The organism is Shewanella sediminis HAW-EB3, assembly GCF_000018025.1.
Lineage (GTDB): Bacteria > Pseudomonadota > Gammaproteobacteria > Enterobacterales > Shewanellaceae > Shewanella > Shewanella sediminis.
Map to the genome: position 1 here is coordinate 445388 of NC_009831.1, position 11945 is coordinate 457332.

Below are 11945 nucleotides of genomic sequence, written 5' to 3' on the forward strand. Positions count from 1 at the left end.
ACCGCTATTTGCTGTAAATATATACCAGAAATCTGAGTTAAGATAACAAAAAAGCCGATAGAGGCTATCGGCTTTTAAGGGGGAGTCGCAGGTTATAGTTTGAGGTTCTCTTTCAGGAAGCTCAACATCTCACCATAGTACTTTGCTTGATGGTCGTCGTTGTAGAAGCCATGACCTTCGTCGTCCATAATGAGTTTCTGGTAAGGATAGTTACGCTCATTCAGGGCATCTTCCAGTGCTTCAAATTGCTCGATTGGCGCACGTTCATCATCTCCACCATGAACCAGTAAGAGTTTGGTCTTGAGCTTATCGACATTATGAGTCGGTGACATAGATTGCAAGACCTTAGTGTCTTCACCTAAGACCTTTTCCAGGTAACGCTCGCCAGCACGACGACTCTGTACGTCTCCCTCTTTAAACATTAATGGGAGATCGTAGACACCTGCGAATCCGATAGCGCATTTAAACATGTCAGGGGCAAGTGTTGGTGCCATCAATGCTGAATAACCGCCGAAGCTGCCCCCGGCAATACAGATGCGGTCTTTGTCTACTAATCCCTGTTCGATGACATATTTAGTCCCATCGATGATGTCATACTGAATATCAGTGCCCCATTTCTGATGGCCAAGGTGTTCAAACTCTTTACCGTATCCGCCAGAACCACGGAAGTTTATCTGTAATATTGCGGCACCTTGGCTGGCAATAAGCTGATTTTGAGCATCGAATCCCCACCAGTCTCTTGGTCCATGTGGTCCGCCATGAGGATTGACCACTAAGGGTAAGTTTTTCGCTTCAATATTGTTTGGCAGAGTGAGATAACCATGAATTTTTTTACCGTCTCGGCTGGTAAAGCTAATAGGCTTAACCTCGGCCATTAACTCGGGATCGAGCCAGTTTTTTTGAGATACCAGGTATTCGAGCTTCATGGTCTCGGTGTTAAACAGATAATAATCACCGGGGTTGCGGTCGTTAAATGCCTTTATTATGAATTGGTTCGCATCAGTTGTTTCACTGACTAGGTGGATCTGATGTCCGGGTAAAGATGCAAGCAACTGTTTTATCAGCTTTGCGCGAGCATCTTGTTTATCTACGAATTCATAACTGGGATAACCATTTTCAAATTCAACGGCGTAGAGTTTCTTGTTATTTTGATTGATCCAGACGTTGTAGGGATCGACCACATCATCCCGGCTTACCAGTTTCTTGGTTCCCGTTTTTATATTGATCAGGTATATGCCTTTATTTTTTCCGGGTTCACTGCCAACGACATAGACACTGTCTTTATCATCGCCGAATGCAATGGGTCGCATCTGCTCCAGATTTAACTGCAGCTTGTCTGTATCGACCCAAAGGTTATCCTCTCGGTAGAAGAGGCGGGAGTTGATGTAATCTCTGGTGCCGCTGACAAATCGAACCTCCCCCTCATCATCGGTTAAGAAGTTGGCATATGAGATTGGGGATGTGACGAGCTTCTTACGCTTGCCCTTGTAGACATCGACACGATAAACCTGCTGTAAATTTTCAGCAGTATTACTACTGCCCGAGCCCCAAGGAAGGGCTTTTACGAGCATGTAGCGTTTGTTTTCTGGCATGGGATCAAGGATGTAGGCCGTGGCTCTTATCGGTGTGTTTTTCTTAATTCTGGTGCCTGTCTGTTGTCCTTTTTGAGCATAACCAAATAAATATACAGGTTTTGAACCGTCGGCGTTAACGGCCATCAGCTCGCCGTAATAGAGCGGATGATCTTGCCAGCCTTTCAGATACACTTTCTGAAGCACCACTCTTTCATCGTTGACCCATTGATAGTCGCCAACCTGAGCGTTGGTGGAGAAATAGACCGAATGAAGTGGTTTTCTGGTTTTTGCATCTAAAATGATCAGAACTTGTTTGCCATCTTTTGTGGTTATCGTGCTGAGGTAGTCTCCACCAGGGGAGATTTTTACGTTACTAAATTCGGCCGAACGGCTGAATACTTCGGCTGGACTTTCTATTTTTGCCACAGCGTTATAGCTGAGGATTGTGAGGCAAGCAAAACTAAAAAACTTAATTAGTTTCATATAACTTCCTTGTAAGAATATCGTGAATATTTTGTGTATTTATGTATCAGCAGGAGAATAAAGCAAAAATAACAGTATATCAATAGGATGGTTTAGCGGCGCAGTTGTCGGATGAAGGCCGCTGCTGTTTGAAGTGTTTAGGTCGGCTTCTGATTAAACTCACTGCGTATAATTGGAGTGATGCTTCTACTTATGGTGTTATAACAGCCCATCTTGTTTGTAAGAATCGGGCTATTGTGCTGCATAGATGATTTTAGCTTTGAAGTAACTGCTGCTGGATGAAGGCCCATTGTTGTTCGAAGTGTTCGGTCGGTTTTTGCTTGAACTCACTGCATATCAATGGGGCGATGCTTCAACTTATGGTGTCATAACAGCCCATTCTGTTTGTAAGAATCGGGCTGCCATTACTATCGGTGATCTAGCTTTGAAGTAACTGCTGCTGAATAAATATCCACTGTTGGTCGAAGTGCTCGGTCGGTTTTTGCTTAAATTCACTGCGAACAAATTGCGCGATTCTACCCTCTGCTATGGCGAGTAGCAGGTTGGCCAAAATGGCTTCATCAAGATTAAAGCCTTTGCCCTCTCTCAGAGTTTTCTCTCGTAAGATCTGTTTTAGGTGAGTTTCAATTTTTGAAAAAATAAGACTGACTCTGCTACGAAGACGTTCATTCTCACCAAGCAGGGCGTCACCATTTAGCACCCTGGAGATCCCAGGATTGCGTTCGGAGAAGATAAGCAGAAGCTGCAGTAGCAACTGGCATCGCTTCATGGTGTCTTTCTCTTCCGTCATGATGAGGTTGATGCGAGATAAGAGTGATTCTTCGATGAAGTCGATAAGGCCTTCAAACATGCGCGCTTTACTTGGAAAGTGTCGATATAACGCGGCTTCAGAGACGCCCACTTCGGCAGCGAGTTTTGCCGTTGTTATTCTCTGTCCCGGATTGGTTTCCAGCATAGTTGCCAGACATTGGAGGATATGTTCGCGGCGATTGATTTTTGGGCTTACAGCCATTTAGTTTTCCTTCACTCAAAATACGGCAGGAGCTAGGTGATCGCTTTGCCTTCGTCCAAAAGCGGATGCTGGCAACGATTCACTTTTTATTATTTACAGAGTTGAGGCCGATCTGCTCAGCCTCAAAGATGACAGTGTTTCAGGTTATTTGGTGCCAGAATGACCGAAGCCGCCTTCACCACGAGATGAGTTATCAAATTCATCAACGAGTTTAAATTCGGCCTGAACGACCGGAACAAAAACGAGTTGAGCCAACCTGTCTCCTATCTCTAAGGTGAATGGCTCACTGCCTCTGTTCCAGCATGAGACCATCAGTGGTCCTTGATAATCAGAATCGATAAGGCCAACCAAGTTACCTAACACTATGCCGTGTTTATGGCCCAGGCCTGAGCGGGGGAGTATCACAGCAGCAAGGCTTGAATCTGCGACATGAATTGAGATGCCTGTTGGAATTAGAATCGTTTCTCCGGGAGCCACCTGGATACTGGTTTCGAGCATGGCCCTAAGGTCCATGCCGGCACTACCGGGTGTCGCATAGGCGGGTAGAGGAAATTGAGAACCAATGCGTGAGTCGAGGATTTTTACTTCTATAGGAGTCTTCATGCGTTATCTATTCGCTTCGCTATCAGGGTGAGCAATTGAGTGGCTAAGGTTAGTTTATCCGTTGCGGGGAGATCTTGCTCTCCTTTTTCCCAAATCACTTTTAGTGCATTGCTATCCGCATTGAAACCGAGTTCAGGGCTGGACACATCGTTTGCCGCAATCATGTCGAGCTTTTTGCGGATAAGTTTATCTTTGGCGTAGCGTGCAACATCTTGAGTTTCAGCGGCAAATCCCACAGTAAACGGTCGTGGGGTATGACTCGCAACGCTGGCTAAGATATCAGGATTTCTAACCAATGAAAGCTGCATCTCAGTCGCTGATTTCTTTATCTTGTCTGTGGCGATATCGGCAACGCGATAATCAGCGACTGCAGCACAGCCGATAAAAATGTCATGGGCATCGACTTGGGCCATGACGGCATTGAGCATATCATCGGTCGACTCTACATCGACTCTGTTCACGCCTGTTGGGGTGGGCAGATTAACCGGGCCTGAGACTAAGGTGACATTGGCTCCCATATCGGCAGCGGCCTTAGCCAAGGCAAAGCCCATTTTCCCGGAGCTGTGATTCGAGATATAACGTACGGGGTCAATCGCTTCTCGTGTCGGACCCGCTGTAAGCAGCAGTGAGCGACCAGAAAGAAGCTTAGGCGCAAAAAATTGCTCGACCTGCATGGCAATTTCCAGAGGCTCTTGCATACGACCCGGACCTACCTCGCCACAGGCTTGGCTACCCGAATCCGGGCCCCAGATGGTTAGCCCTCGCTCAGATAAATTCTTGATATTGTCCTGTGTTGCCTGATTGCGATACATCTGCTGATTCATCGCCGGACAGATGGCCACTGGAGATTCGGTGGCTAAGCAGGTTGTTGTGATGAGTTCATCGGCCATACCCGCATTGATTCGTGCAATTAAATTGGCTGTCGCCGGGGCTACCAGCACCAGATCCGCCCAGCGTGCCAGCTCAATATGCCCCATAGCGGCTTCGGCGGCGGTGTCGAGGAGATCGGATGCGACCGGATATCCGGAGAGAGCCTGTAATGTCAGCGGAGTAATAAATTCTTTAGCGCTTTGACTCATGACAACACGAACGTCTGCACCACGCTCTTTGAGGCGACGAATCAGATCGGCAGATTTATAGGCTGCGATACCGCCACCTATAGCTAGTAAAATTTGTTTATTTGTCAGACTCTGGTTCATAAGAGATGGCTCATTAAGAGGTGAAATCAGTCGCTAAATTGAATTGCCGCCTAACATATCACAAACCTGGTGAAGTGGAGGACACAAGTTTTAAAAACTCGACCATACTCAAGAACAGATAAAAAATCACAAAGGGAGGTTGTGATGGGGATTAAAGATTGGCCCGATGGAGAAGGGCCAAGGGAAAAACTTTTAAAATTAGGTGTTGGACCGTTATCCGATGCGGAGTTGCTTGCTGTCGTTCTTAGAAATGGCGTACAGGGCTTAAGCGCTGTTGAGCTGGCGCGGAATCTGATTGGTCAATTCGGCGGGCTTAGAGAACTTCTCACGGCCTCTGAGATTGAGGTGTGCAGAATGCCAGGTATGGGGCCGGTAAAGTTTGCTCAACTTCAGGCGGCAGCCGAGTTAAGCAAGCGAATTTCCCAACAAAATTTAAAAAGAGGAAAAATATTGAGTGATCCTGATTTAACTCGGGACTATTTAATGAGACAATTAGCAGATCGTGCCTATGAAGTGTTCGCTATTTTATTGTTGGATAGCCAACATAGAGTAATTCAGTTTGTCGAATTATTCCGTGGCACCATAGATTCAGCCTCGGTATATCCGCGTGATGTGGTATGCCTGGTGCTTGAGAAAAAGGCCGCGGCCGTGATTGTCTGCCACAACCATCCATCAGGAGTTGCGGAGCCAAGTCTGGCCGATAGGCGAATTACTGAGCGATTGAAGTTTGCACTCGAAACCATAGATGTTTCCTTGCTAGATCATATGGTTGTAGGCGATCGCGAGATAGTTTCATTTGCAGAGCGGGGATGGATAGATTAACTATCCCTTGATCTTTATTTTTAGATCCTGTATAAAATGCGCCCTCTGTTGTGTGCCTCAGGCGACGGCCATATTCGAGGTACATTAATGCTCGAGCGTTATATATATTGTTTTGGAGAAGTTTGACATGTCAAGAGTATGCCAAGTAACTGGCAAGAAACCAATGGTTGGTAACAACCGCTCACACGCGAAAAACTCGACACGTCGTCGTTTTTTACCTAACCTACAAAACCATCGTTTTTGGTTAGAAGGCGAAAAGCGTTTCGTTAAGCTACGTATCTCTACTAAAGGTATGCGTATCATCGATAAGAAAGGTATTGAAGTTGTTGTTGCTGAACTTCGTGCCCGCGGCGAGAAGGTATAATAAACCATGGCTAAATCTAAAGGTAATCGTGAGAAGATCAAGCTAGTTTCTAGCGCTAAAACTGGTCATTTCTACACGACTGAAAAGAACAAGCGTAACATGCCTGAAAAGATGGAAATCAAGAAGTTTGATCCAGTTATTCGTCAGCACGTTATGTACAAAGAAGCTAAAATCAAGTAATTGCTTGATTCTTACTTCTAGAAAGCCCCTGTTTCAGGGGCTTTTTTTTGCCTGTTTTTCTATATTCTGAAAAAATGATTTTAATTATTACTCAATAAAAATTCACATTACACTCCTCTTGTTTTCCTGCTAATCATTTCCATTCTCTCCTGTTTTTAGTTATTTACCCTATATCTCGCCGTGAAAATAAATGCTTTAATTTTGCATTAAAATGCAATAACATGGTTTTATTACCATGTCATACTTCAAATGACTGCATATTTGATGAATTAAGGTGAGATATTACTCGTGCGTACCACTGAACTCGTTGATGGATTTCGTCATTCTGCCTCATACGTTAACTCTCACCGGGGTAAGACTTTTGTCGTGATGTTAGGCGGTGAGGCCTTGGCCCAAAATCAATTTCGCTCGATTATCAACGATATTGCCTTGCTGCATAGTTTAGGTATTAAGATTGTTCTGGTGCATGGTGCCAGACCACAGATCGATGAAGCGCTGGCTGATAAGTGCATCGTCCCTGAATATTATAATGGGGTGCGGATCACCGAAGAGGATGCTTTCAAGGTTATCAAGCAGGTTGTGGGTGGCCTTCAACTCGATATTACAGCAAGGCTTTCCATGAGCTTGAGTAATACGCCCATGCAAGGTGCTCAAATTAATGTGGTCAGTGGTAATTTCGTTATTGCTCAGCCCTTAGGCGTCGATGATGGCGTGGATTATTGCCTCAGTGGCAAAGTAAGACGAATCGATGTTCAGGGTCTTAAGGCTCAGTTAGGCAATAATGGCATAGTGTTACTTGGTCCGATCGCGGCGTCGGTAACGGGGGAGAGCTTTAATTTAACTGCGGAAGAGGTCGCGACTCAAATTGCGGTCAAACTGAAGGCCGACAAGATGATAGGCTTCAGCTCTCAGAAAGGTATTCTGGATAGTTTTGGTGAGGTGTTGGCCGAGTTAATGCCAAACGAAGCCCAGCAGATCCTCAATAATCTTAATCAGGAATCTCATGTCTGCTTGGGGACAAAGGCATTTCTAAAAGCCAGTATCGATGCCTGTCGAAATGGCGTATCCCGTTGTCACTTTGTCAGCTATCTCGATGATGGCTCCCTGCTTCAGGAGTTGTTCTCCAGAGATGGTGTGGGTACGCAAATCGTTACCGAGAGTGCAGAACGTCTGCGCCGTGCGGGCATTGGTGATATTGGTGGCATTTTAGACCTGATCCGTCCGTTAGAGGAGAAAGGAATATTAGTGCGCCGCTCACGTGAACAACTGGAGATGGAGATCGAACAGTTTATGTTGATTGAGCGTGATAGCTTAGTAATAGGCTGCGCCGCCTTCTATCCGTTTGAAGAGGATAATGCCGGTGAATTTGCTTGTCTGGTCGTGCACCCTGAGTATCGCGATGCGGATAGAGGAAGTATTTTACTCAACAATATCATTGGGCAGGCGAGGGTTAGGGGCTACTCACGACTCTTTGCATTGACGACCAGAAGCATTCATTGGTTTTTAGAGCATGGCTTCGAAATCGTTGAGGTCGATGAGTTACCGGATAAAAAGAAGCAGTTATACAATTATCAGAGAAAGTCTAAAATACTGGCTCTTGAGCTATAATACCAATTGGTATAAAGGTGTGGTCACTCAGCGAGAATTTAGCGCTTGTGAGGCAAGGCAACGAGTGAGGAACATAGTTATTCTACGTTTAAGCTCGTTAACGCCGTATCGGAAGCGCTAAAACTCGCCTTTCAGGAGTGTTTTTGGCAGCCTACTTCTGTGTTGAATGAGTTCAAAAGGGATCACCATTCTCTCACTCTTTCGCCTTGAATTATGCAGCCAAAAATAACTCTGAGTTGACCACTTTCTTATACCGATTGGTATTAGGTAAACTGGCAACAAAAAAGGAGGTGTTATCACCTCCTTTTTTATGTCTGGAACTGTTCCGTCCTTAGTTCATCTTGCCGTTAAAACTGCATCAGAGAAAGTTTCAGGACTCTCTCAGAGGCTTTTTACGCTTATAGAGCATATCGATACTAAACAGGATCAATGCGCTCCAGATGAAAGCAAAGGTGATCCCCTTCTCCAGATCAAAGGGTTCTTTGTAGAGCGTAACTGCGAGTATAAACATGATGCTGGGGCCGATATATTGAAAGAATCCCAGCATGGAGAGCGGAATTCTAACCGCTGCGGCGGCGAAACAGAGTAGCGGTATGGTTGTGACTATACCCGCTGCCATCAAGAGTAGGTTGTTAGATAGGGTATTGGTCATCAGATTAGTGAGTGCGTCCCCCATATTGGCGAACAGATAGATCATAGCGATAGGAAAGAGAATCGCGGTTTCGACTAATAGTCCTGTCTTGGCATCGACATTGACCTTCTTTCGCAGTAACCCGTATAAACCGAAAGAGAAAGCCAGGCCCAGTGAGACCAGGGGAATCGAGCCGAACGAGATCAACTGAACCAGCACACCGGCCCCGGCTAAGGCTACGGCACACCATTGTAGCTTCCTTAGCCGTTCGCTAAGAAAAACCATACCTAGCATGACATTAACCAGAGGGTTGATGAAATATCCCAGACTGGCATCCAGCATGTGGTCATTATTCACTGCCCAGATAAATAGCAGCCAATTTCCTGCGATCAGGACGGATGTCAGTGTGAGTACCGCCAGCTGTTTAGGGCGTTTCAATACTTGTCTCAGCCTGGAGAACCCACCAAAAATGAACATGAGCATGGTCACAAAAACAAATGACCAGATCACACGATGGATCAAAATTTCAGTCGCTGAAACGTGATCGAGTAATTTAAAATAGAGGGCAGCAAAGCCCCACAAAGTATAGGCACAAAGCGCGAATGCAATGCCTTTGCGGTGTTCAGAGTCAAGCATGAATATAACTACAAAAGAAGAGAGAGCTCTATTGTATGCCTCATGGGTAGCGGGCTCAACTTCATCGGCACTATATGTCAGAAAAAGTGCATCTAGTTCATGTTTAGTAAAAGTGACACAAGGAAACGAAAGCTGACACTTTGGAATCACTATTAGCTCCTGTAAAAGGAGAGGAGGCCCGCTTTAGGGCTTGCCGGATCTGATAAGAGGCTCAGCCTGATCAACTGGGCAAGCTTACATCGACATTAACCCACCATGTATGTCCCTGTTCCGAAAGCAATATGAGAGCCTTGCTCATTGTGAAGCTCCATGCGACAAACAGAAACTCGGTTGCCTGCACGTATCACAGTTCCAGTGCCGGTAAATTGCATCCCTCTCCCCGGCCTTAGGTAATCGACACGCAGGTCTATGGTGCCTAATGTTTGCAATCGACTTTGTAGATCCTCAATGCTCCAGTCTTCCCGGCTGGCAACCAAACCCGCAAAAACCGTGAGACCACCAACAACATCGAGTACCGTAGCCGTGACTCCGCCATGAAGTATCTGCTGATGAATATTACCGATGAGCTCAGGCTTCATGTTGATAACGACCTCGACACCATCGAGATCATAGCGTTTGATATCGAGCCCCAATAAATTATGGAAGGGAACCTGTTTATCGAATACCTCGGCGACTCGACGAAGTGTCTGCTCTTGAATCGGGTTAGTCATAAAGCTCCCTCTTAGACCTGTTTATTATTAGAGCAATTAATCTATCGCTTATGTATGCTGCAATGCAAATTTAAATCTCGATAAAGGACAAGATAGCACTGAATTTATTGGACATTAACTTAAGCTATCGGCTGGTTTTATCGTTGTCGCTAGTTAATTATGCTGTTAAATCGGCTTGAGCATCGATGAGGTTGTGCTGTATCGACTGGCCATGAAAGTTCTGGCCAACCGTTATTTGACAAGCATTTTTATCTGATTGGTATTAGAATAGGCCCCCCAATTTCTGACTCTGATGGCCAATGGAACAAGCGATAGACGAACCTCAATTAGATCCGCTCTCTTCTAGTCTGCAATCTGTTTTCGGCTACCGGACATTCAGAGAGGGCCAAAGAGAGGTGATAGAGCAAAGCTGTTCGGGTTATGACTGTTTAGTCATTATGCCAACGGGCGGCGGAAAGAGCCTCTGCTATCAGCTTCCTGCCCTGCAATTGCCTGGGTTGACAATTGTCGTGTCACCGCTTATCTCATTGATGAAAGATCAGGTCGATAGTCTGACCCAGATGGGGGTTTCGGCAGCTTATCTTAATTCATCTCTTCCCAGAGAAGAGAGTGCCAGAATCTTGCAACAGATGCACAAGGGCGAAATAAAGCTCTTGTATGTGTCGCCAGAGCGTCTCTTACAGGGGCACTTTATCGACAGGCTTCATGAGTTGCATATTTCGTTGTTTGCTATCGATGAAGCTCACTGTATCTCTCAATGGGGGCATGATTTCAGACCCGAATACGCCGCATTGGGTAAGCTGAGAGAAGTTTTTCCTCATGTGCCTATCATGGCACTGACGGCGACCGCAGATCAGGCAACCAGAAAAGATATTTGTGACCGTTTAACTATCAGCCCATTTTCGCTGCTTACCAGTTTCGATCGTCCTAATATTCGCTATACCGTGGCGGAGAAGCTCAATGCAGCGAATCAGTTGCGCCAGTTTGTTACCGATCAAAAAGGGACCAGCGGGATAATCTACTGTAGCAGTCGTCGCCGGGTTGATGAGGTGGCAGAACGACTGAGACTACAAGGGCACAACGCTGAAGCCTATCACGCAGGGAAGACTCAGGAAGAGCGAGCCGATGTTCAAGATCGCTTTCTTAAAGATCAGCTCGATATTGTGGTCGCTACCGTGGCATTTGGGATGGGGATTAATAAATCGAATGTGCGTTATGTCGTTCATTACGATATTCCCAAGAGCGTTGAAGCCTATTATCAGGAGACCGGCAGAGCCGGACGTGACGGTTTAGATTCCGAAGCGCTGATGCTATTCGACCCCGCCGATATCGGTCGCGTGCGTCACTTGATAGAACAGTCTGAGCCCGGGCCACAACAACAGGTCGAGTTCCATAAACTGAATACCATGGCTGCGTTCGCCGAAGCGCAAACGTGCCGTCGTCAGGTCCTGCTGCATTATTTCGATGAAAGTGCGCTTGAGCCCTGTGGTAACTGTGATATCTGTTTAGATCCCCCGAAGCGCTATAACGGGATGCAAGATGCACAGAAGGTGCTCTCATGTATCTATCGATTGGATCAACGCTTTGGAGTTAACCACCTTATCGAGGTGTTGAGAGGCTCTAAAGCGGCAACTGTACTCGAACGTGGCCATGATAAGCTGTCGACCTGGGGCATAGGTAAAGATAAGAGTCATGAGTATTGGCTCAGTATTATTCGCCAAATAATTCACTTGGGCTTTGCTAGTCAGGATATTACCCGTGGCTCTTCGGTGAAGTTGAACCCTTCTGCCCGCTCAGTATTGAAAGGTGAAGTTGAGTTGTTACTCGCAGAACCGAGGATCGTATTGCAAACGACCAAACGAAGAGGGAGCAGTACGCGCGCGCCACTGAATTATGATCGTAAATTATTTGCCCGACTTAAACAGTTAAGGCGTCAATTAGCCGAGGAGTTGGATGTACCACCTTACCTGGTTTTTAACGATGCCTCTTTAGCTGAAATGGCAGCCATGATGCCGACGAGTCCAGGAGAGATGCTGGCCGTTAACGGTGTCGGTGAGCGTAAATTGAGCCGCTTCGGTGGTGAATTCCTTGATGAAATAGCTAACTACTTAGCCGATAGTTAA

12 protein-coding genes are annotated in these 11945 nt (G+C 46.0%); 5 read left to right on the top strand and 7 right to left on the bottom strand.

Annotation, left to right across the window (positions count from 1 at the left end; genetic code table 11):
• Positions 1 to 92: 92 nt before the first annotated feature.
• The 5 genes from SSED_RS01960 to coaBC form a co-directional block, all read right to left on the bottom strand.
• Positions 93 to 2057: an alpha/beta hydrolase family protein gene (locus tag SSED_RS01960; RefSeq protein ID WP_012140732.1), complete on the bottom strand. Its 1965-nt coding sequence runs from the start codon at positions 2055 to 2057 to the stop codon at positions 93 to 95.
• A 253-nt stretch (positions 2058 to 2310) separates the two neighbouring features.
• Positions 2311 to 2397, bottom strand: a complete 87-nt coding sequence (locus SSED_RS24520) for a hypothetical protein (protein WP_398355916.1) — start codon at positions 2395 to 2397, stop codon at positions 2311 to 2313.
• A 78-nt stretch (positions 2398 to 2475) separates the two neighbouring features.
• Positions 2476 to 3069, bottom strand: a complete 594-nt coding sequence (gene slmA / locus SSED_RS01965) for a nucleoid occlusion factor SlmA (protein ID WP_012140733.1) — start codon at positions 3067 to 3069, stop codon at positions 2476 to 2478.
• A gap of 144 nt (positions 3070 to 3213) precedes the next feature.
• On the bottom strand, positions 3214 to 3672 hold the full coding sequence (gene dut / locus SSED_RS01970; RefSeq protein WP_012140734.1) for a dUTP diphosphatase: 459 nt from the start codon (positions 3670 to 3672) through the stop codon (positions 3214 to 3216).
• Positions 3669 to 4871, bottom strand: a complete 1203-nt coding sequence (gene coaBC / locus SSED_RS01975; RefSeq protein WP_012140735.1) for a bifunctional phosphopantothenoylcysteine decarboxylase/phosphopantothenate--cysteine ligase CoaBC — start codon at positions 4869 to 4871, stop codon at positions 3669 to 3671. The genes dut and coaBC overlap by 4 nt, the downstream gene beginning before the upstream one ends.
• A gap of 144 nt (positions 4872 to 5015) precedes the next feature.
• Between coaBC and radC the strand changes: the two genes are divergently transcribed.
• The 4 genes from radC (at position 5016) to argA (ending at position 7845) form a co-directional block, all read left to right on the top strand.
• On the top strand, positions 5016 to 5693 hold the full coding sequence (radC, locus tag SSED_RS01980) for a RadC family protein (RefSeq protein ID WP_012140736.1): 678 nt from the start codon (positions 5016 to 5018) through the stop codon (positions 5691 to 5693).
• 127 nt (positions 5694 to 5820) lie between these two features.
• Positions 5821 to 6057 (top strand): 50S ribosomal protein L28, encoded by a 237-nt coding sequence (gene rpmB / locus SSED_RS01985; protein ID WP_012140737.1) that lies wholly within the window; start codon positions 5821 to 5823, stop codon positions 6055 to 6057.
• A gap of 6 nt (positions 6058 to 6063) precedes the next feature.
• Complete coding sequence (gene rpmG, locus SSED_RS01990; protein ID WP_011494790.1) at positions 6064 to 6237, top strand: 50S ribosomal protein L33; 174 nt, start codon at positions 6064 to 6066, stop codon at positions 6235 to 6237.
• Between the two features lie 288 nt (positions 6238 to 6525).
• A complete protein-coding gene (gene argA, locus SSED_RS01995; protein ID WP_012140738.1) occupies positions 6526 to 7845 on the top strand; it encodes an amino-acid N-acetyltransferase in 1320 nt (439 codons plus the stop codon).
• A 370-nt stretch (positions 7846 to 8215) separates the two neighbouring features.
• Here the strand turns inward: argA and rarD are convergent, their stop codons facing one another.
• On the bottom strand, positions 8216 to 9112 hold the full coding sequence (gene rarD, locus SSED_RS02000; RefSeq protein WP_012140739.1) for an EamA family transporter RarD: 897 nt from the start codon (positions 9110 to 9112) through the stop codon (positions 8216 to 8218).
• A gap of 245 nt (positions 9113 to 9357) precedes the next feature.
• Positions 9358 to 9822, bottom strand: a complete 465-nt coding sequence (locus tag SSED_RS02005) for a thioesterase family protein (RefSeq protein ID WP_012140740.1) — start codon at positions 9820 to 9822, stop codon at positions 9358 to 9360.
• A gap of 299 nt (positions 9823 to 10121) precedes the next feature.
• Here SSED_RS02005 and recQ point away from each other — a divergent pair, with 299 nt between their 5' ends.
• Complete coding sequence (gene recQ / locus SSED_RS02010; RefSeq protein WP_012140741.1) at positions 10122 to 11945, top strand: DNA helicase RecQ; 1824 nt, start codon at positions 10122 to 10124, stop codon at positions 11943 to 11945.